The sequence below is a fragment of the Chryseolinea soli genome (assembly GCF_003589925.1).
Lineage (GTDB): Bacteria > Bacteroidota > Bacteroidia > Cytophagales > Cyclobacteriaceae > Chryseolinea > Chryseolinea soli.
The window spans coordinates 368,899-393,740 of the sequence record NZ_CP032382.1; the positions used below are offsets into that span (position 1 = coordinate 368,899).

18 protein-coding genes are annotated in these 24,842 nt (G+C 51.4%); 5 read left to right on the top strand and 13 right to left on the bottom strand.

Annotated elements, in window-relative coordinates; genetic code table 11:
• Positions 1-63: 63 nt before the first annotated feature.
• Genes D4L85_RS01325 through D4L85_RS01335 form a run of 3 tightly spaced genes read right to left on the bottom strand, consistent with a single transcriptional unit; the run spans position 64 to position 2,346 of the window.
• Positions 64-951 (bottom strand): hypothetical protein, encoded by an 888-nt coding sequence (locus D4L85_RS01325; RefSeq protein WP_119752624.1) that lies wholly within the window; start codon positions 949-951, stop codon positions 64-66.
• A 31-nt stretch (positions 952-982) separates the two neighbouring features.
• On the bottom strand, positions 983-1,768 hold the full coding sequence (locus D4L85_RS01330; RefSeq protein WP_119752625.1) for a HEAT repeat domain-containing protein: 786 nt from the start codon (positions 1,766-1,768) through the stop codon (positions 983-985).
• A 2-nt stretch (positions 1,769-1,770) separates the two neighbouring features.
• Positions 1,771-2,346, bottom strand: a complete 576-nt coding sequence (locus tag D4L85_RS01335) for an RNA polymerase sigma factor (RefSeq protein ID WP_228450738.1) — start codon at positions 2,344-2,346, stop codon at positions 1,771-1,773.
• Between the two features lie 366 nt (positions 2,347-2,712).
• Here D4L85_RS01335 and D4L85_RS01340 point away from each other — a divergent pair, with 366 nt between their 5' ends.
• Positions 2,713-4,620 (top strand): CHASE3 domain-containing protein, encoded by a 1,908-nt coding sequence (locus D4L85_RS01340; RefSeq protein ID WP_119752627.1) that lies wholly within the window; start codon positions 2,713-2,715, stop codon positions 4,618-4,620.
• Between the two features lie 52 nt (positions 4,621-4,672).
• Here the strand turns inward: D4L85_RS01340 and D4L85_RS01345 are convergent, their stop codons facing one another.
• The 6 genes from D4L85_RS01345 to D4L85_RS01370 form a co-directional block, all read right to left on the bottom strand.
• Complete coding sequence (locus D4L85_RS01345) at positions 4,673-5,269, bottom strand: hypothetical protein (protein ID WP_119752628.1); 597 nt, start codon at positions 5,267-5,269, stop codon at positions 4,673-4,675.
• A 132-nt stretch (positions 5,270-5,401) separates the two neighbouring features.
• Positions 5,402-7,363 carry a DUF3857 domain-containing protein gene (locus D4L85_RS01350; protein WP_119752629.1) on the bottom strand — a complete coding sequence of 654 codons (1,962 nt, stop codon included), beginning with the start codon at positions 7,361-7,363 and terminating at the stop codon, positions 5,402-5,404.
• Positions 7,364-7,415: 52 nt separating this feature from the next.
• A complete protein-coding gene (locus tag D4L85_RS01355) occupies positions 7,416-8,492 on the bottom strand; it encodes an amidohydrolase family protein (protein WP_228450739.1) in 1,077 nt (358 codons plus the stop codon).
• Positions 8,493-8,561: 69 nt separating this feature from the next.
• The gene (locus D4L85_RS01360; RefSeq protein ID WP_119752630.1) at positions 8,562-12,044 is read right to left on the bottom strand and encodes a VCBS repeat-containing protein; all 3,483 of its coding nucleotides are present in this window, start codon (positions 12,042-12,044) and stop codon (positions 8,562-8,564) included.
• Between the two features lie 187 nt (positions 12,045-12,231).
• Complete coding sequence (locus tag D4L85_RS01365; RefSeq protein WP_119752631.1) at positions 12,232-13,806, bottom strand: RagB/SusD family nutrient uptake outer membrane protein; 1,575 nt, start codon at positions 13,804-13,806, stop codon at positions 12,232-12,234.
• Between the two features lie 18 nt (positions 13,807-13,824).
• Positions 13,825-16,923: a SusC/RagA family TonB-linked outer membrane protein gene (locus D4L85_RS01370; RefSeq protein ID WP_119752632.1), complete on the bottom strand. Its 3,099-nt coding sequence runs from the start codon at positions 16,921-16,923 to the stop codon at positions 13,825-13,827.
• A 197-nt stretch (positions 16,924-17,120) separates the two neighbouring features.
• Between D4L85_RS01370 and D4L85_RS01375 the strand changes: the two genes are divergently transcribed.
• The 3 genes from D4L85_RS01375 to D4L85_RS01385 all read left to right on the top strand — a co-directional run bounded on the left by D4L85_RS01375 (position 17,121) and on the right by D4L85_RS01385 (position 20,128).
• On the top strand, positions 17,121-18,224 hold the full coding sequence (locus tag D4L85_RS01375; RefSeq protein ID WP_174236140.1) for an acyltransferase family protein: 1,104 nt from the start codon (positions 17,121-17,123) through the stop codon (positions 18,222-18,224).
• A gap of 440 nt (positions 18,225-18,664) precedes the next feature.
• Positions 18,665-19,111 carry a transposase gene (locus D4L85_RS01380; RefSeq protein WP_119752633.1) on the top strand — a complete coding sequence of 149 codons (447 nt, stop codon included), beginning with the start codon at positions 18,665-18,667 and terminating at the stop codon, positions 19,109-19,111.
• A gap of 369 nt (positions 19,112-19,480) precedes the next feature.
• Positions 19,481-20,128 carry an NADPH-dependent F420 reductase gene (locus D4L85_RS01385; RefSeq protein ID WP_119752634.1) on the top strand — a complete coding sequence of 216 codons (648 nt, stop codon included), beginning with the start codon at positions 19,481-19,483 and terminating at the stop codon, positions 20,126-20,128.
• 34 nt (positions 20,129-20,162) lie between these two features.
• Here the strand turns inward: D4L85_RS01385 and D4L85_RS01390 are convergent, their stop codons facing one another.
• The 4 genes from D4L85_RS01390 to D4L85_RS01405 form a co-directional block, all read right to left on the bottom strand.
• The gene (locus D4L85_RS01390; protein ID WP_160143471.1) at positions 20,163-20,549 is read right to left on the bottom strand and encodes a hypothetical protein; all 387 of its coding nucleotides are present in this window, start codon (positions 20,547-20,549) and stop codon (positions 20,163-20,165) included.
• 18 nt (positions 20,550-20,567) lie between these two features.
• The gene (locus tag D4L85_RS01395) at positions 20,568-21,107 is read right to left on the bottom strand and encodes a hypothetical protein (RefSeq protein WP_119752636.1); all 540 of its coding nucleotides are present in this window, start codon (positions 21,105-21,107) and stop codon (positions 20,568-20,570) included.
• A 6-nt stretch (positions 21,108-21,113) separates the two neighbouring features.
• Positions 21,114-21,650: a hypothetical protein gene (locus D4L85_RS01400; RefSeq protein WP_119752637.1), complete on the bottom strand. Its 537-nt coding sequence runs from the start codon at positions 21,648-21,650 to the stop codon at positions 21,114-21,116.
• A 341-nt stretch (positions 21,651-21,991) separates the two neighbouring features.
• Positions 21,992-23,374, bottom strand: a complete 1,383-nt coding sequence (locus D4L85_RS01405) for a Gfo/Idh/MocA family protein (protein ID WP_228450740.1) — start codon at positions 23,372-23,374, stop codon at positions 21,992-21,994.
• Between the two features lie 442 nt (positions 23,375-23,816).
• Here D4L85_RS01405 and D4L85_RS01410 point away from each other — a divergent pair, with 442 nt between their 5' ends.
• The gene (locus tag D4L85_RS01410; protein WP_119752638.1) at positions 23,817-24,833 is read left to right on the top strand and encodes a LacI family DNA-binding transcriptional regulator; all 1,017 of its coding nucleotides are present in this window, start codon (positions 23,817-23,819) and stop codon (positions 24,831-24,833) included.
• Positions 24,834-24,842 lie beyond the last annotated feature (9 nt).

Consider the following 24,842-nt stretch of genomic DNA (forward strand, 5'->3'; position numbering starts at 1 on the left):
ATGTGTGCCTTCTTGTTGTTCATCCGCCGAAAGGCGAGCATGATAGGAAGCACGATGATTCAATCAATTTGTTTTTTCCTTGAGATACACGTTGCCGTTAAACGTTTCGAAGTCCAGCAGGGCGCCGCCTGCGCCTACTTTGAAGCGGTTGTCGTTCACTTTGTATTTCATGCCTTTGTTGGATTCTTTTTTCTCCACCGTAACGGGCATCGACTCGAGTTTGTCGATGTTGGTGTAGAAGCTGCCGTTGAAGCTTTCAAAGCTCAGGTCGGCGGCAAGACCTTTTTGGAACCAGGCATTGATGTCGCCGTTCAGCGTGTAGAAGCGGCAATCCTGCGGGGGATTTTTGGCGTACTCAATGTCCACGTCACCGTTGATGGTGCTGGCTTCGGTTCCGCGCACCAGGTTCTTCATGCGGATGCTGCCGTTCACGTTGTTGGCGATGACCACGCCGTTCACATTTTCCACTTGCACGTCGCCATCGTTCACGGTGCTCACGGTAAGGTTCACGCCGTTGGGGATCTTCACCGTGAAATCCATTTTGTAGCTGTATTCCTGGTGACAGTCCTGGCAGCCGTTGTTCCAGCTATAGCCCCAGTATCTCCGGTTGTGGTGGCCGTTGCGGGAGGTTTGTTTTGTGAAATTTCCGCACTCACCGCTCACGTAGAGGATCAGCGAATCGGCCAGGTCGATCACGCCAAGCTGAATGTCGGTCTTTCCTTTCTCCAGCCGGGCCTGCGTTTTCGCGTTGATGGTTTTGGTGACTTCCACCATGATCTTGTCGCCCTCGTAGCCCTGCACGGAGATGTTGCCGTTGATGTTGGCGATCATCAGTGCATTGTCGGCACTTTTCTTTTCGAACGTGAAATCCCTCACGATCTTTTCCGAAAAACTCTGTGCGACCAGCTGTGCTGCAACGAACAGGAAGGCTATGGTCAAATACTTTTTCATTTTCTTTCTGGTTTACGTTTTAAAGCCATTACTATATGATCACCTGGATGCTTTCGCGGATCTTCTTCTTCACATCGGTCGGTGTGTTCTCGTTGCGAAGGATCTTCTCCAATTCTTTCACCGATGACTTCGCCTGCAATTCGACCATCAACTCTGCCAGCGAGATCTGCACGAGGGGCGAGTCCTGTTTGCTGATGGAGCGGATCAGTTCTTCGCGCACCTTGCTGTCTTTGCTGTAGGCCTTCAAGACATCGAGGGCGGCGAGGCGCACGTTCACGTTGTCGTCGTGGTTGAGCGTTTGCAACAAGGCGCTGGTCACTTTCTGACTGGCTTGTCCCATGTCTTCGCTCAGGCTCACGGCCTTGAGACGATCGGTGGCCGATTCTTTTTCCAGAAGCGACAACATCATCATCTCTTTGAGGTCACTTACTTCTTGTGTCAGTACTCCAATCTGTTGGTCCTTTTGTGGTTGAGGAGCTCGCAGGAAAAATCCGGCGGCCAATCCCAACAACAAGGTCACCGATGCAAAGGCAAGGCGTGGTGCAAACTCCGGCCAGGCAAAGAAAGCCTTCCACGAAAAGCCGCTACTCTTTCTTTTTTCTTCCGCCAGCATGTGATAGAAGGCGTCGTCCAACTTCAGGGAAGGCTGGGGAAGGTCCATACGCACCAGCTGATCTTCCATTTCCTGCAACCCGTGCAACTCGGCAATGTCGACGAGTCCTTCCTCGATGAGCTTTTCGATGAGCTTCATCTCGGCGGGGTCGGCCTGTTGGGCGTTGTATTTTTCGATCAGTTCTTGTATTCTTTCCGTACTCATAATCACATGTGTTTTTCCAGTTCTTTATAAACCGCCTTCAGATCCTGCAGGGCCCTGAAGACCTTTACTTTGACGGCGCCCTCGGAACATCCCAGGATCTCGCCGATCTCTTTGTACTTCTTGTCCTGAAACTTGCTGAGCAGCAAGATCTCCCGTTTGTCGTCCGGCAATCTGTCCATGGCCATGGAGAGAAGTTGCAATTCTTCATCTTTCTGATACTCGGTCGACCGGTTCTCGTCGCTGCCCAGCCGTTCCTGCCAGTGTTCCAGGGAATCCTTTGCCTTCAGTTTGTTCTTGCGGAAGTGGTCGTGGTTCACATTGCGCGCGATGTGATACATCCATGTTCTGAAGTCGCCCTCGCCGCGAAAGAGGTAACGATACTTCAGGATCCGCAGGAAGACGTTCTGCACGAGGTCCTCGCTGAGGTCCGCATCTTTGTTCATGCCATAGAAAAAACCGTATAAAGGCTTCTTATAGCGCTCAAAAAGCAGTCCCAGCTTGTCGAGGTCGTTGTCCTTGACCTTGAGCATCAAGGCGTTGTCGGTCAGTGCTTCCAATTCCGGAGGTAAAGTTTTCAAGATGGGAAACTTCGGGTTTTCGAGATGGTTACAGGATAAAGGTAAGGTTTCCTGAAATTCTGCGGACAGGGGGTGTTTTTGGTATTTCCCTGGCAGAAGAGCGAATAGGCAGGAGCCTTTTTTCACGGTCCCTACTTTTTGCTAAAGCTTCATCGGGCACCAGAAAGGCGCCCTCCTTCGCTGAAGCGTCTGCGGGCAGACGAAATTGACGCAAAGAAATACCTGGAGACAGGGATTAACCTTTGAGTGTAAGGTTATCGGCCAAAACCTGAAAACCCGTTCAAGCCAGATGGCCGGGCGCGAAACGGCACGGTTTTATAGCATGGGGTCTGTAAATTTCTTAACTTAATAAAAGGAGCCCATTGTATGAAAACACCGCATCGTGTTGCCAACTATTTGGTAGTATCGATCCTACTCACCCTGCTGAGTGGTGCCATTAAATACTATAATGTCTCGGAGAAAAAAGAGACGACATACTTGCTGATGCACGAGCAAAACATCATCCGCGAATCTTATTCCCTGCTCACCAGCATGCTCGATGCCGAAACCGGGCAGCGCGGCTTTATCCTCACCAACGATTCGGCCTATTTGCATCCGTATCAAAACTCCATCGCCGTCGTCGATCAAAAGCTAAAGGCGCTCACGTTGCTGGCTTCCGACAATGCATCTCAACGCGCACTGGTGAATGATAAAATCGCCCCCGTCGTCAACGAAAAGCTGGAGGAGCTGAAGCGATCGCTCGAGATCTATGCCCGCGAAGGGCAGGTCCCCGCGACTGTCTTTGTTAAGAAAGGCACGGGGCGTTTGAGCATGGAGCATTTGCGCAGCCTGCTGGAGGAATTCCGTCAGTATCATGAAGCCATGCTGCAAAAACGCGACGCAAGGTTGCGCACCATCTATGTCATTAATGATACGATCCACTACATAAGTTTCGCCCTGATCTGTCTCGTATCGGGCTATGCGTTGTATGTGCTGCTTCAACAAAGCAAACGAAACAACGAACTGGTGGCCAGCCTGCAAGACGTCAACCGGACCCTCGAACAAAAAGTACAGGACCGCACGCTGGAGTTGGAACGAAAAACCCAACAGACCGAGAAACTGAACCAGGACCTGCAGGATAATTTTGAAGAGCTACAATCTTTTTACGACGTGCTCCAAACCAACAGCGCCAGCGCCGAAGAAGCGCTCCTGGAGATCCGCGACCTATACGACAACGCGCCGTGCGGCTATCACTCCGTCGCACCCGACACCACCATCACGCGCATCAACTCCACCGAACTGCGCTGGCTAGGCTACACCCGCGAGGAAGTAGTGGGCAAGTTGAAGGTCAGGGACATCATTGGCGAGCAGAGCGTCGGCATCTTCGCGGAGAACTTTCCCCGGTTTGTGAAGGAGGGTCATCTAAACAACCTGGAGTTTGACATGAAACGCAAAGACGGCACGACCTTTCCCGCATTGCTCAACTCCACGGCCATCTACAACACGCGGGGAGAATTCGTATCAAGCCGCAGCATCGTCGTCGATAACAGCGAGCGAAAAACGCTGGAGCAACAGCTGCGCGATGTCAATGCGCGGCTGCTTCGCCTCAACGAAGAAAAGAACCATTTCCTGGGCATCGCCACCCACGACCTGAAGAGTCCCCTCAACGGTGTGTTGGGATTGGTCAACCTGATGAAGCTTCAGCACTCGAACCTCACGCCCGACCAATTGCAATACCTCAACCTCATGGAGGGCTCGTGTGTGAACATGCATATGCTGATCCAAAATCTGTTGGATGTGAACCGTATCGAGCAGGGCAAAAACGGCATCAATAAAGAATATATCGCCATCAACAGTTTACTGAAAAAACAGTATCACGTGTTCAAGCAAACGGCGGAGAAGAAAAATATTTCGCTGATCCTGGAAGACCACGTACCCGATTTCAATATCCACACCGACCCCGCGATGTTGAGCCGCATCCTGGAGAACCTGATCTCGAACGCCATCAAATTTTCGCCCGCCCACAAAGAAGTCGCCATCAACGTGGTGCGCACGGAGACGCACATCCGCTTTGAAGTGCTGGACCAGGGTCCTGGCCTTTCGGCCGCCGACAAACAAAAGCTCTTTGGGAAATTTCAACGGCTCAGCGCCCGCCCCACCGGTGGCGAAACTTCATCCGGTTTGGGACTGTCGATTGTAAAAGAATTGGTGCTCGCGCTGAACGGCAGCATCGTGGTGGAAAGCGAGGAAAACGGCGGCGCCAAATTCATTGTCCAACTCCCGCTCCAGGAATAGAAATCCGGCACTTGAATGTATATAGATGCCCTTTTGGGGCCTGAAAGGCCTCTCAGGAATGGCGCATCGACGCCAGCTTGTTCCGCTCGTCTTGCAATTCGCGCGAAAGTTTGGTTTGCTTGTCCATGGCGCGGTGCTTATACTCCTCAAATTCGTTGGTGAGGGCGCTCACGGCCAGGTTTCGCTCGCTCAGGGACTTGCTTTGCAGTTGCATACGGCCAAAAATAACGGCCACAAAGGCGATCAGGCCGCCCAACAGGCAGGTGATCACCGTCAGGAACACGCCTTTTGTGAAATCGATGCCCAGCACGGTAATGTGGGTGCTGGCGTATAGAATATCGGCCATGGATTTTTCCTTGGCTTTCAGGGCGTCTTCCGTCTTGGCCAACTGGCCTTTCAGACCATTAATATTGGCCTGGGCACCCCGGATAGCGGCATTTTTGGCGCTCAGGGAGTCATTGATAATCTTCCATACTCCATCCAAAACCGTCTCCTTGATCACCTTATAGTCATTATAGTTCTGCGATTTGCTCTTCATCAGCAGATAGCGATCCCTCAGGGTATAGTTTCCCTGAATTTCAGTGGCTTGCTGAGCGAAGGTTATGGAGGAGGCCAGCAAGCATACCCACAACACCAATGACTTTTTCATAGCTGAGCGTTTATACGTAAGTTAACAATATATCAAAGGTAAGGCAAGCCCCCGGGAAAGGTCTACGATTCCTATATTAATCTCAAAATTATTCGGTTAACGTCCGTTTGCGGGGATTAAAGGCAAAACCCTTCAGGTCTTTTTCTTGAACACGAGATCGGTTTTCTGGACGGCTACCACCCGGTCGTAGAGTTCTCTCAGGTAGTGATATTCCAGCGAGCTGAACACGGTCTTATTGATGGTGAACGAGCTGTTCATGGTCACAGTATGGCCCACATTCTGGACGCTATACATGTAGCGACCCCCTGCATCCGGCAATGTCAGTCCAACCTTGGCCGGGATTTCGGTGATTTCGTATTCTTCGGGGTACTCCAGGATCATCACCACGGTCTGTTCCAACGGCGCCCCGAAATCGACCGGGTACAACCGCTCCTGTGACTTAAAGTGATTTTTTATCTCCTCGTCCAGGAAGAAGGGATTGAACAGAAAATTCTCTGCCGTGGCTTGATCAAACAGTTCGGCTTCCGTTTCAAACTTTATGCTCAATGGTTTTTTCAGATCGTCTAAATTGTCGATGTGCGGTTGAGTCATGGTGACGCCGGGATACTCGCTGCTCAGATACTTTTTCTCATCGCCTTCATTGGCCACATTCTTGCGTTCGTTCAACGCGCTGTAGCCAAAGTGGGAGACCTGCACGGTACCCGACAGGAGCCCTTCCTTGTTGAGCTTCAAATTGAAAATAGAAACTCTGCGGTTCTTCTCGGAAGGTTTGAGGTCGTACCAGAACGACTGTTTCTCACCCAACACGCGTCCCTTTCCATTCAGACAGCGCTCGGGGAGCATGCCGAACGACAGAAACGGGTCCGTGGCATCCAGCAAATAGACCTTGTCCTTTATGGATAAGTAGGCCGCCACATAATCAAATTCGGTGATAACAGGGTAGAGCTCGTTCACCAATCCATTGGAACGCGTGGAGAGGATGATGGGATCGGCATTGAGGCCGGCATATTTCAGCGCCGCCACCAACGACAAATTGATGTCGCCGATGTTACCCGTTTTGGCGTCGAAGGCTTTCTTTATGCCCAGGTCACTCCAGAGACCGTAGACGTGGTTCCAATGATACCAACCCTTGATGAAATCGTAGATCTTGCGCGCCTTGACGAGCTCGTCGGTTTCACCGGCAATAATTTGTTTCACCTCCCGGTCAACGATGTCCTCTCCTCTCCGGAGTTGCACGCCGAAATTGGTCTGCTTTTTCATTTCATCTTCGACGTCCTTCCATTCCTTGGTGATCTTATCTTTTCGCCCGTCGAAATAGAGGTACTCCGAGAGTTCAAAATACACAGCCGATAAAAAGTTGGAACGCGCCGTCATGTACTCCTCTTCCTTGAAAGCGGGAACATCCTTCATCATAAAATCCATCACGGTGCACTCGGCCGAATAGCCTCTCGGTCTGTAGCAATCACGTTCGATCTTGCTCTCGTTTTTGGCAAGCTTCAAATAGCCGCGAAGGGAAATATTGTACCGGTAGTTCGCCGGGATCGTGGCCTTATAAGCGCTGGAAATTTTTGGTATGTCCGACTGAAACTCCCACGAGCGGAAAGTGAATTTGAATGGCGACTCCAAGGTATACTCGACTTCGATCACACTTCCCACGCGCACATTGGGCACGGCGAATTTCCGGTAGTCGCGATACTTGCTGGAGTTTTCAGTGAACTGGTCTTTGGTGTTCAACTTGGTCTCCTTCATCGTTCCGTTCTCGAAGTTGAAGGAAGAGGCGGTCACCGAACGCATAGCTTCCTTGTATATGCCATCGCCCTTTCTCAACGGGATGACAAAGTCTGCCAGCGCCTGACCGGCTTTTTTCAGGATCTTTATTTTAACATGATAGTGAAACACGAGGTAGTTCGGGTCGGCATCCTCGATGTGGGTATCACCTTCTTCCCGCAACACCACGGCAATGGCGGCTGTGTCTTTGGCGTAAGTCTTCATGTCCAGATCGCGGTAGGTGACCTGGCCGAAAGGAAATGAGTCGGATTGGGCTGTGGCAAGGAAATGAATAGCGACAAAAGCTATCCCGAAAACGGTTCGCATGGAGATATCAAAATTACAGGGCGTAATTTAAATAAAAACCGCCAAACCATCTCTAGCCCGGCATCTTGAACCATCGGACGGCATTGTCGTGAAAGATCTTATTCACCACCGTGCGCGGCAACTTCATCCCTTTGAATTCACCATTCACTTCCGGCGAGGTCATCTGGTTGTCGGTTACAAAATATTCCCAGTCGTGCAGCCAGATGTCATGCACGTGTTTTCGCACAGCCTCGGCATCGTAGCTATCTCTTATCTCGGAGTCGGTGGCGTAGATGAGGCGGTCTTGATATTTGATGATAAAATTGCGCACCTTATCATAGTCGGTGAGTGATTGGTGTTGCAAGTGCGAAATGCGCTCGGCCATGTCGACGGCCATGTTGGGAAATTTATCAAGACGTTTCGCGAGTTCGTCCACACTCCACTCCAGGCTGCCGAGGTGGGCGCCGACGAAACGCATGTCGGGATGTTTTTCGATGAAGTGGTCGCGGGCGTTGATCTGGTCTTCGTAGGAGGGATATTCGGGGTGGAGGAACATGTGGTATTCGGGATGTTCCTTGAAGTAATGACGGTCGTTGTTCACCGTCATTTGCTCGATGGGGAGCCAGCAGTTTTTGGGTTCGCCCAGGTGCCCCATGATGGTCTTGTCCTGGTCGATGATGTACTGAACGACGGAGTCGAATTTAGGATCATCCACCATGATGAAGTTACCGGTCGCGTCCTTGTAGGTCATGCCGATGTTCTTCCAGATCTTGATGCCCAGCGCTCCTTGGTCAAATCCTTCTTTCAGCCAGGGAATGGTGCGCTTCGTCCATGCCGAATCCCAGCCCTGCAACGTGAAGGCGGTGAGAAAGCTCACCGTGTTGGGTACGGATTTAATTTGATGCAGGGCGAAGCTTCGTTGTTCCTGCACCGTGGGATAGTCGGGCACATCCACGTTTACGGCCAGCAACGTGAAATTGTCGGCTTTGGCCTGCTCGCCGATGGCGGCGTTGTTGGCGTTGAGGTGCGTGTGCGTGTCGATCTTTTTTACCGAAGCAAAATCGTCGACGGTATAGTATTCCTTTTCGCAGGCTGTCATGCCCAGACCGATAACGAACGCCGCATACCACGCGGCAGCATATTTTTTCATAATCACGATTTTTTAAAGACGAATATCCTCAAGCCGTTTTACTCTCCAGAGCCCGGGACCTTATCCACCTCATCGCTTTTCACCCCGGAAATTATAAACTTCTATATGTTCGGCATCTCCGGTGTACAAGAGGACACGCGACGACTGCGAGAGGTACGTCGAGCCGTAGTAAAACTCGTGTTTGTATTTCCGGCCGTCCTTTAACGTGATGATCGCATAGGCATCGTCGGCACGCGGCGCGTAGTGCTTATCTTGTTTTATGGCAAACGCCTTTAGCCGCGACGAATTGTTGGCCACGATCATCAACGTATTGCCCGAAGGTTGCTGAAGCAAAGCCGCGCCTTTGGCATCGCCGTCGGCATAGAAGCCGCTTTCGCGGGCGTTCACCAACTTGAAATGGCCCTGCCCATCGCCGCGGAGAAACACACCCACAGAGGCGTCGTAGCGGCCGCTGGAGACTTCGGCGGAGAACATATTCCCCGTCATCAGCACATCTGTAAAGCCGTCGCCATCAACGTCGGCGGTGGTCATGCCATACGTTGGGGCGAACTGTGCTTCCATGGGAAGGGCCTTGACCGCGAATTTGCCGTTGCCTTGATTTTCGATGTAGCTGGTTTGAAAATTTTCGGCGCACACCGTATAAGCATTTTCTATTTCCGATTTCAAGAATGAATCGTCAAACGTGGCCTCGGCATATTCGGCATAGTGGACAAACCGGTGGCGCATGGCCGTGATCTGGCTGATGAGTTCATCGCGGGTGTGCACGATGTATTTCCGGCCTTGCAAATAATAGGTCATCACCGGATCGATGGAACCATTTTTGTCATAATCATTGGCGTAGATACAAAGCGGTTCCTGCGGGGTTCCGTGATAGCGCGAATTGAGCCCGAGATTTCCCGCGATGTAATCCATGTCGCCGTCCTGGTCGAAGTCGGCAGCCACAAGGCTGTTCCACCATCCGCTGGTGTGCTGGAAAGCATCGGCTGCAAAGGATGTAAACGATTTTCCATTCTGGTTCTTTAAACACGTGATGGGCATGAACTCGCCGGCGATGAGCAAGTCAACCCAGCCATCATTGTCCACGTCTGTCCATAGCGCGGAGGTGACGAGACCGGCTTTTAACAAGCCCGGTGCCAGTTCTTGTGTGGCATCTGTGAAGTGACATTCACCCGGCTTTGATTCGTTCCGGAAAATATAGCTGGCGGCCGGCAAAGGGTATTCTCCCGGCACCACCCGTCCACCTACAAACAGGTCGAGGTCGCCATCGCGATCGTAGTCGGAGGCGATTACGCTGGAGCCACTTTGAAGATGTTCGGGCAATGCGTCTTTCGCGAGGGTGAACTTTCCTTTGCCATCGTTCAGGTATAAGTAGTCTTTGTAGGCAGGCGAATCTTTTGGTTTCTCCGACCCTCCCGTGGCGATGTATAGATCATCATCTTTGTCGCCATCGGCGTCAAAAAACAAAACACCTAATTCTTCGCCCAAGCTGTCGACGCCCGGTGCCATCCGCTTGAATTTTCGATCTTTCCCTTGCCTGAAAAGTGCACCGGCATGACTGGAAGCACCTCCCACATAAAAATCTTCCAGCCCATCGCCATTCACATCCGCCACGGCAACTCCCGGCCCGTTTCGCGAATGCATGTGCGGCAACAGGGGTTGTACTTTAAAATCGATGAAATCATTTTCCTGGTGTACAAAATCGATTCCCAGTGCGCGCGATACTTCATTGAACAAGGTTGCTTGCTTGGCAACGAGCAGCTCCGTGGTTTTCGCTTTCGCGGCAGCATAATCCAGCGTGAGCAATTGATTGACTTTTACCTGAGTTAAAGTCTCGTGCTTTCCATCGGGCCAGATCACCTTCAGCGAATCGACAACCTCTGCCGAATCTAATCCCACGTGCATCACTCCATCCATGGTGGACTCATAGCCACGGTTCAGGAAGTTTTCCATGTACTGTTCCTGTCCTTTGCAAAACACCCACACCTTGGTGCCGATACCTTCTCCATTTTTTTCGCTGCCGCGGAATTTTATCCGGAGATAGTTCCGGTGAAAAAGTGCCTCGCTGTGGTTGCGATAGACGCGGGCTTCTTCGTTCATCGTGTTCACGACCAGGTCGAGATCGCCATCGTTGTCCAGGTCGGCGTAGGCTGCTCCGTGCGAAAATCCTTCTTCCTGCAAGCCCCAGGCCTGGGTTTGGTTGGTGAAGGTGAGGTCGCCGTTGTTGGAGTAGATATAATTTTTTAGTGCTGCGCCCTTCAATGCTTTGATGGCTTCCAGTTTTTTATCCGTTTTGGCCTGCACGGTTCCCAGCGGCGTGTTGTAAATATTTTGATACGTGATGTAGTCCATGTTGCCCAGGTCGCGCAGAAAGCCGTTCGTGGCAAAAAGATCTTTATCGCCGTCGTTGTCATAATCGGCGAGTAGCGGACTCCAGCTCCAGTCGGTGCTGCTCACACCGGAAAGGAAACTGATCTCGCTAAACGTGTTGTTGCCCCTATTCAGCTGCAAGGTGTTGCGCGTGAATTGGGGGAGATATCCCAGGCGCAACGACAGTTGATACTTGTCGTAGCCCGTGGGTGGAATGATCAGCTTTAATCGTTTGTTGTCTTCCGGACGCATGTCCAGCTCCACGATGTCCACCAACCCGTCGTTGTTCAGGTCGGCCACGTCGTTGCCCATGCCGGCAAAGCTGGTGTGTCTCAAATATTCGGCCGCGCGATCGGTGAAGGTGCCGTCTTGATTGTTGACGTAGAGAATGTCGCTGCCGATAAAATCGTTGGAGATGTATATGTCCGGCCAGCCGTCGTTGTTGATGTCGCTGATGGCGAGGCCGAGGCTATAGCCTTCCACCAAGATGCCGGCTTCTTTTGAAACGTCTGTAAACGTGTGGTCACCGTTGTTCCGGTAGAGCACATCCGTGCTCACACCTGTGCCGTCGAGTTTGCGCGGCTGAATGTGATTCACCATGTTTTCGTACGATGCCGGGTTGGTGATGATGAACACATCGAGGTCGCCATCGCCGTCATAATCAAAAAAGGAAGCATGCATGGCTTGCCGCTTATCGGCCAGCCCGTAGGACCGGGATGATTCGGTGAAGGTTTTGTTTTGATTGTTGATGAACAGCAGGTTTCCCCGCTCCGATTCCGGTCCACCGCCCGAAACGCATTGGTAAATGTCCAACCAGCCGTCGTTGTTCACATCGGCCATGACGGCGCCGGTAGCCCACCGGTGGTTGAGCACGCCCGATGATTCGGTGATGTCTTCAAACGTGAGATCGCCCTTGTTCAAATACAGCCGGCTGCTGGTGGTATTTCCACTAAAGAACAAATCGGTGAGGCCATCGTTGTTGATGTCCCCGGCTGCCACGCCCGCGCCGGTGTAGATGTTCATGTAGTTGTTCACGTTCACCTGCTCGTCTTCCTCCAGCACATTGTTGAAATGAATGCCCGTATGACGCGACGACATCATTTCAAACACGGCGTCGGCTTTGCGTCCGCAGGAACAAACGATCATCAAAAGTAAAATTCCACCTATCGCATCATAGCGCTTCATGAGAACTTTCGTTTACCGGAAAACTATACAAACAAAAAAATGAATGCCTGCATGATCCGCGGGCATTTCACTTCCTGTGCAAAGTCGATCGCTTTGCCTTTCAGCAAGGTAATGGATAACCCTGAAAATAAACAGCGAAGGGTGATCGCCCTTCGCTGTTTTTATTTCACTATAGACACCGGGTATCCTAGTAGTTGGGATTTTGCTTGATCTCGCCTGCAGTTCCCCGGGTACGGTCAATTTCGCTTTGCGGGAAAGGATAGACAACATACTTGTCGTCCCAATCGGTAGGGAAGATCGTGGGACCGAGGCCCCAGCGTACGAGGTCATACCAGCGATGTCCTTCAAAGCAAAGCTCCACGCGTTTCTCGTGTTGCAGGTCCGCCAGTGTTGCCACGCCACCTAGGGGTGCAAGCCCTGCGCGGTCACGGATGTCGTTGATCTGGGTGGTGGCTTCTGCTGCACGGCCTTGGGCCAGCAAGGCTTCAGCATAGAGCAGCTTCAATTCGGCAAAGCGGAACGTGCGCTCGTTGTTGAAGTTACCCTGGTTGTTGCCCGAGAAATCTCCACCCACGGAGTTGCGTTGGCCGGCATATTTTTTCACCACATAGCCCGTCTCCGACCATTGCGGATCGTAAGGAAGCGATTCCACACCACTGTTCCAGATGTAATAGGTGTCACCGTCCTGGTAGATGAAGGCATTGAGTCGTGCGTCGCCGGTTTCAAATTGGTCCACCAGGTCTTGCGTGGGCACCCACCATCCGTTCTTTCCACCGGGAGCGGTTTCCGCGGCGGTGTAGTTCCCGGCATCCCAATACATCGAACGGCCTGTTCCTTGCGATGCTTTGAAACTTTCCGAGTGGGTATCATCAAACACCCAAACGTTGTCGTCGGAGTGTGGTCCGCCAAATTGTACTTCGAAGATCGATTCTTTGTTGTTCTCGTTGTCGAACGCAAAAACATCTTCCAGGTCTTTGGCAGGATCGTCGGTGTCGATCAGTCCGTATTTACCGGCATGGCCTACGCCGTTGTTGATCACATCTTCAAACGCGGTGATCGCGGCCGGCATATCGCCTTTCCAAATGTTCACTTTGCCGATGTAGGCCATGGCAGCCCACTTGGTGGCACGGCCCGTGTTCTCGTCGCCCCATACCTCGGGAAGGTTGGCAAACGCATCGTTGAAATCGCCGAGGATCTGTGCAAACAGCTGATCCTTGGTGGCATTAGGCACCGAGAGTTGTGTGAGGTCCTTGAACGTTTTGGTCACGATGGGCGGTGTGCCGAAAAGTTTTAACGCTTCAAAGTGAAAGAAGGCCCGCAGGAATTTTGCTTCGCTGGTATAGAGTTTCTTCTCGTCGGCCGTCAGATCGTTCTCCAGGTCGATGTGTTCCAGCACCGTGTTGGCGCGATAGATGCCTTCGTACAGCTGTGTGTAGATGGCTGCGAAAGGTTTGTCGCTGGCGCGGATGTTGAGGTTGTCGGCATCCTTGGAGATGTTGTCGGCGTCCGGTTGGGCGCGCACATCGTCGGTGACCACGTCGGTGATCTTCCAGAACTCGCCCGACTCACCGAGGGTTTCCGTACTCGTTCCCCAGAAATCCTGGATCGAAGAGTAGGCAGCAAACATGGCACCATCAAACTCGGCCGCCGTCTTGTAATACGCATCGGCCGTCAATTTGTCGAGGGGCTTTAAGTCCAGATTGTTACAGGAGTTACAAATCAGGAAAGCCGCCACCAGGTATAGTATTTTAATTGGTTTCATACTTTTTTCTTTACGGGGTTAGAACGATACCTGCCATCCGAATTGCACGATGCGAGGCTGGGGTGAGCTACCACCGTCTTGTCCGGTAGCCAACGGTGTTTCACCTTTCTGGAAGCTCTGACCACGGGTCACTTCCGGATCGAAGCCTGTGTACTTCGTGAAGGTGTACAGGTTTTGCGCTGCAACGTAAACGCGGAAACGGGTGATCAAGCCACCGGTCCAGTTCTTCAGTTGCACAGCCGGAATGGCATAGCCGATCTGGATGTTACGGATCCGCATAAAGCTTCCGCTCTCGATCCAACGATCGGAATACCGGTTGTTCTGATTGTCGTCGTTCAAAGAAAGACGCGGCATGGAGTTGCTCGTACCTTCACCCGTCCAGTGGTTCAATGTCGACGCATAGAAGTTGGTCGCGCTCCGCAGATCTTCGCCTTGCGATCTTGCCTGGTTGTATACCTTTTGTCCGGATACACCGGCCAGCAGCAACGAGAAGTCGAAGTTGTGGAAGCGCGCCGAGGCATTGATACCGTAATAAAATTTCGGGATGTAGCTGCCCAGGTTGGTGCGATCGTTGGCATCGATCTGGCCGTCGCCGTTCACGTCCTTGAAACGGATGTCGCCGGGTTTGCGATCGGAAGAGATCCGGTCGGGCACAGCCGCGTCGATTTCGGCCTGGTTTTGAAAAATACCGTCGGTCTTGTAGCCGTAGAAGCTACCGATGGCCTCGCCCACCTTCGTGCGGTGCGTGGAAGCTCCACCTACACCGGCGATGATCTCGGGAATGGTTCCCAGGTCGAGCACTTCGTTGTGCACCGTGGTGATGTTACCGCCTATGCTATATTTCATTTGGCCCACTTGACCATTGTAGGTCACCGCCGCTTCGATGCCGCGGTTCACCATCTTGCCGATGTTGTTGTCGGTGGGAAGGAAGAAACCGGACGTGTATGGCAGCGGGAATCCCAGCAAGATGCCGTTGGATGTTTTATTATAGTAGTCGAACGTGAAATCTACTTTGCCGCTCAGCAATGCGATGTCGGTACCGATATCGAACTGTGTACCGGTCTCCCATTTCACATCGGGGTTGGCCAGGTTGATGGGGGCCGGTCCGCGCACCACCGTTTGATTTCCGGTGCCCACAACATAGAATATAGTGGGTTGCAGGGTGGTGAGGTACGGGAAGTTGGTTCCGGTGAATTGGTTACCGGATTGTCCCCAACCGGCACGGATCTTCACATCGTCGAAGATGCCGCCTTTCGGGAAGAAGTTTTCCTGGCTGATGCGCCATCCTGCCGAGAACGAAGGGAACGCTTGTGAACGCTTGCTCTCTGCAAAACGTGAAGAGAAGTCTTTCCGAATGTTGAACGTGAACAGATATTTGTCGGCGAAGGCATAGTTGATCCGTCCCAAATAGCCGCGCAACGCCCAATGGTCCGCTTCATTGGCGCCGGCCACTTGCACACCGGTCGATGCGAATTTGATCGCCGTGTTGAAGAGGTCGTTACCTTGCAAACGCAATTTGTCATAGCGGAAGTTGGTTTCTTCATGACCTACCAGCACGGTGAGATCGTGTTTGCCAAAGTTCTTTATATAGGTCAGCGTGTTGTTAAAGTTCGTGGTCATTTCGATGGGCCGCTCTTGCACGAGCAGCGATGACTTGGGCAAGCCGTTGAAGCCCACATCGCCCTGGAAGAAGTTACCATCGCCCACGTTGTAGTCCACACCACCGCTGATGCGGTATTTCAATCCTTTGATGATCTCGAGTTCACCGTACACGTTGGCCAACACCTTACGGCTCAACACCGTCGTGTAGCTGTAGGTGGGATCGGTGCGCATGACATAGTTGTTACTGTTACCTGCCGAACCCCGATTCTCCACCGTTTCGGCATTGTAGCCGCCGGGTCCCTTGGGATCGTATACTTTAAAGAAGGGTTGGTTAAGCGCGGAGTTGAAGGCCGCATAGATTGCGTCTTCGGACTGGATCATGCGATCGACCGAACTCAACAGCAAGGACTCCCCTATCTTAATACGGTCGCCCACTTTCACATCCGTGTTGGCTTTGATTGAGTAGCGCTTGAAGCCCTGACCCAATTCAAGGCCTTGTTGATTCATGTAGCCCACGCCCACAAAATAGTTGGCGTTGGGTGTGCCACCGCTCACGCCGATGTTGTGGCTCTGCACCTTGGAAGTGCGGAACACCTGGTCTTGCCAGTTCACATCGGGCATGCCTTTGAATTTACTAAAGTCGCGATTGACCGGATCCAGTTGCGCCTGCATGTCGATATACTGATTCGTGTTGAGGACATCGAGTTTTTTCCAGGGCGTGCCGGCACCGGTGTAGCCATCATACGTTAATGTGGCTTTGCCATCCTTACCGCGTTTTGTGGTAACGATGATCACACCGTTGGCAGCGCGCGCACCATAGATGGCGGCAGCGGATGCATCCTTCAACACGTCGATGGATTCAATGTCGGCGGGGTTGATGCCGGCCAAGGGGTTCGATTCGGTGGTGGAGGATGTGTTTACGGTGATGTTAGACGTTTGCACGATCGGCACACCGTCGATCACCCAAAGGGGAGAGTTCACACCGGCCGTGCCCACACCGCGGATGCGCACATCGATCGGGGCGCCGGGGTCACCGCTGCGGTTGGTGATTTGCACCCCCGCTACACGTCCAGCCAAAAGCTGGTCGGGACTGGTGATGGGTTTGGATCCAATGTCAATGTCTGAGGCACGGAGCGATCCCACCGCACCGGTGAGATCAACTTTGCGTTGGGTTCCATAACCCACCACAACCACTTCTTCCAAAGCTTTTGTGTCTGAAGCCAGGGAGGGGTTGATCACCGTTTGCGTTCCCACCGGCATTTCAATAGTTTGAAAGCCAATGAAGCTGAAGACGAGCACGGCATCGTTGCCTGGTACTGCAAGCGAATACTTACCGTCGGCATCGGCTGTCGTGCCGACGGAGCTTCCCTTGATAACAATGTTTACGCCGGGTAATGCATCTCCCGTGTCAGCATCGGTAACTTTTCCAGTGATGGTTTTTTCCTGCGCAAACGCAGCGGTAGCCACCACCATAAAAAATAGCCAAAGCCATTTTTGAGGGGTAAAATGTTTCATTAAAATGAGGGTTAGAGTGATTCAAAATGACGGACTTTTATTTTCAGTCAATTGAAGTTAGGTAAAGATCAGCGCGAACATCGAAATCAATCGATCTATTTATCCACAAAATGCAGTGCAAACGTTTCGCTAACACTGCCGGGATTTGTCGAAGCTTGTACTTCTGCTTACCATCGTATTCTAAATACCCGCTATAAATGACCTTGCCCCAGACACCTTCCCGCTTGCTTTCGCTCGACTTCATGCGCGGTTTGATCATGATTTTCCTCATGGGCGAAAGCATCGGCCTCTATGAACATTTGTTTGAAGCCACCGAGGGCACCGCACTGTCGCACGTGTTTATTCAATTCTTCCACCACCCTTGGAACGGCTTGCGCTTCTGGGACCTCATCCAACCCGGCTTTATGTTCATGGCCGGCACGGCACTGGCCTATTCGTTGCACCGCCAGCAACAACAAGGCATGGCGTGGAGCGAATCGTTCAAAAAGACATTGAAGCGGTCAGCATGGCTCTTCTTCTGGGGCGTCCTGGACTATGCTGTTCGCAAGGAAGGATTGGCGTTCGAGCTTTGGGATGTGCTCACGCAACTCTCGTTCACTACACTAGTGGCATTTTTAATTTTTAGGTGGTCGATGTCGGCACAACTGGTGTTCAGTTTCGGATTGTTGTTGCTGACGGAGATACTCTATCGCTACACCAACGTGCCCAATTTCGACCAACCGTTCACCGACCAACACAACTTCGGCAACTATGTCGACCTCCTGTTGATGAACAAAATAAACGACGGCGGCTGGGTAGCCATCAATTGCTTGCCCACCGCTGCCCACACCATCTGGGGCGCCATCGCCGGAAAATTATTGCTTTCGGACAAATCTGAAGAACAAAAATTGAAATGGCTTGTTACCGCAGGCGTTGTTGCACTCGTGCTGGGATTCGCGATGGACTTCACGATCACCCCCATCATAAAACGCATCGCCACCAGTTCATTCGTGCTCGCCTCCGGCGGATGGTGCCTGCTCGCATTGGCATTGTTCTATTGGTGGATCGACATCAAAGGCCATCGCAACCACCTCCAATTCTTCACCATCGTGGGCATGAACTCCCTCTTCATCTACCTCTTCATGGAAATCGTCGCCAGCCGCTGGTTCAACGGCTACATCAGCGCCATCACCAACGGACTGATGAGCTTCGTAAACACGCCCGTGTTGTTGATGGGATTCATCACGTCGTTGGTGTTGTTTGCGCTGGAGTGGGGGATGTGTTATTGGCTTTTTAAGAAGAAGATATTTTTTAAGGTCTAGGGCAGCACCAAGGAAAATTTACTTCCGTCAACGCCTGACCTATACATAGCGACAACTTAAAATCGCCCTTTGTTTATAGACAAAGAATAGCACATACTTTTTCTATCGATATTCAGCTCATGCTAAGTCGGATGGCGGATTGATTGATCAGGTATAGTATGACCCTACCGCGAATTTCTGAGGTTGTTCCCGCAAACCAATGCGCGGTTTTAAGATAATTGCATTTTACACATATCGGAAGTAGATTTCACCCTAGAGGTTCGATCTGCTCTCGCGGGCCACAAAGGCAGCGTAGCGTATGATGGGCGGCACGCTGATCTTGTCAGCATTGCATGTCTGAAAATATTTTTGTACTTTTTTAGTGTCGTACGTTTCGGTTTTTTCAATTCAGAGTATTCGTTCTCTAAACGCTATTACCTGTTACATTAAAAACCGTTTCCATGAGCAGCTACCGTCGCGTAATCTATCACATTGTATTTGCCACGATCAATCGACAACCAACAATTAGTGAACAACATTGTCAAGAGTTGTACCGCTACATTGGCGGAGTAATCGCAAAGAGGAATTCCATACCTTATGAAATCAACGGAGTGGGTGATCATATCCACATTCTGTCGGACCTAAATCCCTCCATTTCACTCGCCAACTTTGTCAAAGAGATAAAAATCGCCAGCAATGCCTGGATGAAAGAGAGTGGCAAGTTTCCGCTCTTTGATGGATGGCAAGAAGGTTATAGTGCTTTCACCTATTCGTTACGCGAAAAATCCACGTTGGTCCGCTATGTTCTAAATCAAAAGGTCCACCACAACACCGAGTCTTTAGAAGAAGAATATAAGCGGCTATTAAAAGAGCATCAAATACGTTACGATGACCGATATTTGTTCTAAATGACTTAAGCCCAAAGGGCTTCCCTACCATAGCGCCCGGTGTAAACCGGGCGTGAAGAAATGCATTGTCACAACTCCGAAGGAGTTACCTTTTCGGGCGGTGAACTTTGACGCAACCGAAAGTGTCGCGTCAATGATTTCTTGGGATTCCGTCCAAAAACGTGCCCCTAAGGTAACCCCGTTGGGGTTGTCGTCAATCGTCAATCTACCCCCAGCTGCGCTGGGGGCTATGGTAGGGAAGCCCTTTGGGCTTATTGGTTCTGTGCGGACGAATAGATAAGCTAAAATTAATACTCGTTTCAAAACTTATCCTCCTTCTTTCTAGTTTCACTAGAGAAATTCAATTTTCTCAATTATAAACCTTTCTCTATGAACTCAAAAAAAATCGGCATCCTCGGCTCTGGCGAAGTGGCGCAGTCGCTTGCGGAAGGATTTCTGAAACACGGATTTCAAGTTACGCTGGGTACACGCGACCCGAAAAAACTTGCAGATTTTAAAAGCGAGCACGCTGCCGTCAAAGTGGAGAGCTTTGAAGAGGCGGCCAGGTTTGGGGAGTTGATCGTGTTGGCCGTGAAAGGTACCGGCGCCGAACCGTTGGTGAAATCTGTGGCGCAGGCACTGAGTGGCAAAACCGTGCTGGACACCACCAACCCCATCGCTGACGCTCCTCCTGTGAACGGCGTCTTGAAATGCTTCACTACCCTGGATGAGTCGCTGATGGAGCGGTTGCAAAGACTCGCGCCGGCAGCAAACTTTGTGAAAGCCTTCAATAGTGTGGGTAATACGTTGATGGTGAATCCTGTTTTGCCGGGTGGCAAGCCTTCTATGTTCATTGCTGGGAATAGTGAAGCTGCAAAGAAGGAAGCCAAAGAGATCCTGGACCTGTTTGGCTGGGAGACGGTGGATATGGGTGCCATTGAAGGCACGCGGGCGATTGAACCGTTGTGTGTGTTGTGGTGCATTCCGGGATTCTTGCGGAATGAGTGGTCGCATGCTTTTAAGTTGGTGAAGGCTTGAAAAGCCCGGATGAGTGAGCAGCGGTCTTATTTGTCTAGGGTGATTTGAGCGTCATTCTCCAAATCCCATCGGAATCGGTCATCTCGAAGACTAATTCTTTTTCAGTTAACTTAATAACTTTGGACTTTTCGATTCCATCCCTGTCATTCGTTGTCAGTGTTTGGGTGGCCGGATCAAAGGTCCATTTTCCCGAGTAGGCTTCGCCCTGCTCGACTGCTTTGTAGGTTCCATTGGCTTCGAATGCTGTGGTGTTTTCTCCAAGTTCCGATGACGGAACTTTCATACTGCCAAGTTGCATCTCCGTCATTGTCCATTTTCTACAGATCAGGCGGCTAAATTCTTCATTCGTCAATTTGGTTTGTGCGCAAAGCAGCGACCCCGGCCAAATCGATATTAGAAGAAGGATAGTTGATAATTTCATTGGTGTGGGTTTATAAGTTCAGGACATGATCCTTGGGCTGTGGCGCATCATAAAAAAAAGATCGCGTTCAATTTCATACTTCGCCGTCCGCACGCTCCTGCGGAGTAGTAAGTAGGGTATGCCCAACATGAACGCTGCGTGGAGTATGAGAAATGGCAGGGCGATGACATCCATTTTTCCGGGGCCTCCGGAAAGGAAAAAAGAAGAAAAGGCAATGCCGTAGATGATGACAAAACAAATGAGAAATGGGATCATGACATTATGAAAACCAATCACCTCGATGTCGATGATCAACTTGTCGCCGGTTTGGCTGAAGCTGCCGTTTGTTCTGGCGTTGTTGAAATTGGTTTCAAAGAAACGCACTCTCCGGGCCATCTCGAACCGGTCATTTTTTATCTTTCCTTTGTACCGGTTCTTGCTGCTCGAAAACACTTCAAAGAAACTATATCCCGGTTCGTCCAGGTTGGCGGCGAGGGTGTTGACAAAGTCGGTCTTGTCGATGGGGAGCTCCATTTGAAAGCTATCGGCCAAGCCGATTTTTTTGAGAAATGCGGTCATGGTTTATTAATTGCCTGATGTAAACTTATCTTTCATCATGAAATGCAGATCGCGTTCAAGGTCATATTTTGTTTTGCGCATGCCCCGCCTTATACGGAAATAAGGGACTACGAGCATAAGCGCGGCATGAACTGACAGAAACAGCAATCCAATCATGCGGAATTCCTCCGCGGCGCTTGCGAAAAAGAAAAAGCCAAAAGCAAAAAAATAGACGATCAGCAGAATAATGTAGTACGGAATCATGAGCCAATGAAAACCATTCAACGTGACCTCTGCGATCAAGTTCTTTCCGACCTGTTGAAATTTGCCACGGATGGATAGCGACGTTGCTCTGGCAGTGAGTTTTCGTTTTTGTCTCATTTCGAATCCGTCGTTTTTCACCGTCCCTTTGTAGGCCTTGTTGTTCGTGGAGAACGCTTCAAAAAAGCCGGGGCCCGGTTCGTCCAGGTTTACGATCAGTGTTTCTACAAAGTCGGACTTATCCATGGGCAACTCGATCTGAAAGCTGTCGATTAACCCGATCTTCCTGAGAAATTCGTTCATGCTGAATTCTTGCTAAATGCCTCACAACGTGTAACGGTAGGGGCTCGCCATGCTAATATATAAATAAGGGCATCATAAGGCAAAGCAGGACAGGGACAAATCCTTGCCTGTCGCGAGAGATCATTAAACCGGCAAAGCTTTGGTTCCAGGAAACCTCAATCTCCAATCCGCTCGAAGGATGCAAAGAAGGCAAAAAAAAGGAAATGCGCTGTCCTTTGCGCGGGCGTTGAATTCATTTTAAACCACAAAGACGCAAAGGACGCAAAGAAGACGCAAAGGAGGTTTATATTTCTTTGCGTTTACTTTGCGCTCTTTGCGCCTTTGCGGTGAAATGTATTTTGTCAATACTCGCTCTCCAACCCAAACACAGGCTTCCGCGTCTTCCACGCACCTTTCGTGAAGTCGGGGATGTCCTGCACTTGTCCTTTCTCTGCGATAGATTTTTCGCTCAGTGGTGTGATGGCATACCATGTCGCCAAATCATACACGTCTAGCGGGAAAGGGATGTCGCGTTTGATGCATTCGATGAAGGCGTTGTCGACGAAGAAGTCCATGCCGCCGTGGCCGCTGTCGGCGGCGTTGGTTTCGTATTTTTTCCAGAGCGGGTGGTCGTATTCTTCCATGTACTTCTTGGGGTTCTCCCATTCGTGGTGGGGACTCTTGTCTTCGAAGTGGATGAAGCCTGACTCGGGTTCGCCTGCGCTAAAGTCTTGCCAGATGCCGTTGGTACCTTGCACGCGGAAGCCCAGGTTGTAGGGACGCGGACTCGAGGTGTCGTGCGTGAGCAGGATGGTTTCTTCGTTGGCGGTTTGGATTTGGGTGGTCACAATGTCGCCCAACTTGAAGGTGGCCTTGGCGTTGGGATGGTTGGGGCCGCCTTTGGGATTGTTGACGATGAAGCGGTGCAAGCCCCGCGACTTGGTGGCGATGGACGACAAACGCGTGAGCCGGTTACCGCGGTTGATATCGATCATGTTCGCCACCGGGCCGAGGCCGTGGGTGGGATACAACTCTCCGTTGCGAGCCTGGTGTTGCAGTGTTCTCCACTTGGCTTCGCTAAATCCTTTCTCTCCAAACTCGACGCCTTCGGTGTGGGGTGCGCCGCCGTTGAAGAGCACTTCGCGCAGGTCGTGTTCGTAGCCGCCCTGCACGTGGAGCAGTTCGCCGAAGAGGCCTTTCTTCGCCATGTTGAACACCGCCATGATGTCGCGGCGGTAGCAAACATTTTCGAGGGCCATGAGGGGCACCTTGGTTTTTTCATAGGCGTTCACAAAGTCCCAGCTGTCCTGGAGTTTCATGCCGCCGCACACTTCCATGGCCACGATCTTGCCGGCGTTCATGGCGTCGACACCGTGGGGTAAGTGCCAGTCCCAGGGGGAGGCCACGAAGACGGCGTCGATGTCGTCGCGTTTGAGGAGATTTTTGTAGTCGTTGGGGCCGTTGGTGTATTCCACCGGGGCTTTCCGGTTGTATTTGGCGACCAGGGCCTGGGCCATGGCCATCATTTGTTTGTCGGGGTCGGCCATCGCGATGATTTCCACGTCGGTGCGCTTGAGCATTTCGTGGAGGTGGGTTTGGCCGCGGAGGCCTACGGCGATGAAGCCGAGGCGTACTTTGGTTTTCTTTTCTTCGGCGTAGGCTTTGAGGTCGGCAGCACTAAGGGTGAGGGCGGCGCCGGCCATGAGCGTTTGCTTGATAAATCTTCGGCGGTCTACGGTCATCATAGGAGTAAGATAGGTGTATTTCTATTCGATTTCTATTCAATTTCTTTTCGATTTCTGGCATTTTGCCTGTGAATCAAAATCGTGCAAACGTTTCGCTAGATTTTTGTTGATAAAATAATTCGGTATTGCCGTAACATTGTCCCATAAATGGCAGTCGATTTTGGTGATCTAAAAGGGCCATAGTTTTTCTTCAATTACGGAGTTGCAGCGTTGACCATGCGGGGGATTTATTAACTTTAAGTTATTGCGTGTTTCGAAGGCGATGAGAACGCGTGTTTGTGTGCCTCTATTCGGTTAGGGATAGAAGTGGAAAGCCCGAAGCGCGCTGGACGGCAGCGGCTGGCGGACTTGAAACGGATAGCCCGGCCCGAGGAACGAGGGAACCGCCAAACACACACGGGCACACCACCTTTCCTTACCCCCCAACGTAATCAACGCTTCCATGAAGAAGGCCCCCACCATCAAGGAAATTGCCCGGATGTTAAATTTATCTATCTCGACGGTGTCGCGAGCCTTACACAATAGCGAAGACATTAGTCCGGCCACCACCAAACGCGTGAAGGAGGTAGCCGATGAGCTGGGCTATGAGCCCAACCAAACGGCGCTCTTCCTGAAATCGGGGAAGACCCTCACGCTCGGCGTGATCCTCCCCCACCTGTCGGAAGCCTTTTTCTCGGAAGCCATCAGCGGCATCGAAGACTTTGCCAGCGAGCACAACTACAACGTGCTCATGGGCCAAAGCCACGACGACACCGAGCGCGAAAAAAAGATCGTCGAAGCCATGAAGAACCACCGCGTGGACGGCATCCTGGTTTCCATCGCCAAGAACACAAAAGACTTTACCCATTTTGATAACCTGAAAAAATACGACATCCCCGTCGTGTTCTTCGACCGCGTGCCCGACCGGAAGGAAGCCAACACGGTGACGTGTAAAATGGAAGCCGCCATGCAGGAAGCCGTCGAGTTCCTGGTGAAGAACGGCCACACCCGGATCGCGTTCATCAACGGTCCCAAAGACCTGCTGGCTACCCGCGAACGTTTGCGCGGCTATGAAAACGCACTCAAGAGTTTGCACGTGTCCATGAACAACCAGTTTGTGGTGCATAGCGACTTGTCGGCTGACGCCACCTGCCGCGCCATGCAACACCTGCTCACGCTCAAGCCCGGGCCCAGCGCCGTGATCGCCTTCAACGATTATGTGGCACTCGACGCGATGCAGTATGCGAGAAAAATGAATATTAAAATAAACAAAGACATTAGCTTTGTGAGCTTTGCCAACCTGCCCGTGTGGAGCTACATGGAAAATCCGCCGCTGGCATCGGTGGAACAGTTTCCTTACCGGCAGGGACAGCGCGCCACAGAAATGTTACTCGACATCCTGAACGCGCCACGCACAGCAAAACAGCACGAGAAGTTCAACAAGATCATTCTAGAACCCCGGCTTTTTATACATACATGAAGACGTTAA

What these genes read in the sequence shown, in the direction of transcription:
- D4L85_RS01410 (WP_119752638.1), top strand. Translation starts at nt 23,817, where the DNA reads ATGAAGAAGGCCCCCACCATCAAGGAAATTGCCCGGATGTTAAATTTA.
- D4L85_RS01360 (WP_119752630.1), bottom strand. Translation starts at nt 12,044, where the DNA reads ATGAAGCGCTATGATGCGATAGGTGGAATTTTACTTTTGATGATCGTT.
- D4L85_RS01345 (WP_119752628.1), bottom strand. Translation starts at nt 5,269, where the DNA reads ATGAAAAAGTCATTGGTGTTGTGGGTATGCTTGCTGGCCTCCTCCATA.
- D4L85_RS01405 (WP_228450740.1), bottom strand. Translation starts at nt 23,374, where the DNA reads ATGATGACCGTAGACCGCCGAAGATTTATCAAGCAAACGCTCATGGCC.
- D4L85_RS01350 (WP_119752629.1), bottom strand. Translation starts at nt 7,363, where the DNA reads ATGCGAACCGTTTTCGGGATAGCTTTTGTCGCTATTCATTTCCTTGCC.
- D4L85_RS01390 (WP_160143471.1), bottom strand. Translation starts at nt 20,549, where the DNA reads ATGAAATTATCAACTATCCTTCTTCTAATATCGATTTGGCCGGGGTCG.
- D4L85_RS01395 (WP_119752636.1), bottom strand. Translation starts at nt 21,107, where the DNA reads ATGACCGCATTTCTCAAAAAAATCGGCTTGGCCGATAGCTTTCAAATG.
- D4L85_RS01330 (WP_119752625.1), bottom strand. Translation starts at nt 1,768, where the DNA reads ATGAGTACGGAAAGAATACAAGAACTGATCGAAAAATACAACGCCCAA.
- D4L85_RS01385 (WP_119752634.1), top strand. Translation starts at nt 19,481, where the DNA reads ATGAACTCAAAAAAAATCGGCATCCTCGGCTCTGGCGAAGTGGCGCAG.
- D4L85_RS01370 (WP_119752632.1), bottom strand. Translation starts at nt 16,923, where the DNA reads ATGAAACATTTTACCCCTCAAAAATGGCTTTGGCTATTTTTTATGGTG.
- D4L85_RS01325 (WP_119752624.1), bottom strand. Translation starts at nt 951, where the DNA reads ATGAAAAAGTATTTGACCATAGCCTTCCTGTTCGTTGCAGCACAGCTG.
- D4L85_RS01340 (WP_119752627.1), top strand. Translation starts at nt 2,713, where the DNA reads ATGAAAACACCGCATCGTGTTGCCAACTATTTGGTAGTATCGATCCTA.
- D4L85_RS01400 (WP_119752637.1), bottom strand. Translation starts at nt 21,650, where the DNA reads ATGAACGAATTTCTCAGGAAGATCGGGTTAATCGACAGCTTTCAGATC.
- D4L85_RS01380 (WP_119752633.1), top strand. Translation starts at nt 18,665, where the DNA reads ATGAGCAGCTACCGTCGCGTAATCTATCACATTGTATTTGCCACGATC.
- D4L85_RS01355 (WP_228450739.1), bottom strand. Translation starts at nt 8,492, where the DNA reads ATGAAAAAATATGCTGCCGCGTGGTATGCGGCGTTCGTTATCGGTCTG.
- D4L85_RS01365 (WP_119752631.1), bottom strand. Translation starts at nt 13,806, where the DNA reads ATGAAACCAATTAAAATACTATACCTGGTGGCGGCTTTCCTGATTTGT.
- D4L85_RS01375 (WP_174236140.1), top strand. Translation starts at nt 17,121, where the DNA reads ATGACCTTGCCCCAGACACCTTCCCGCTTGCTTTCGCTCGACTTCATG.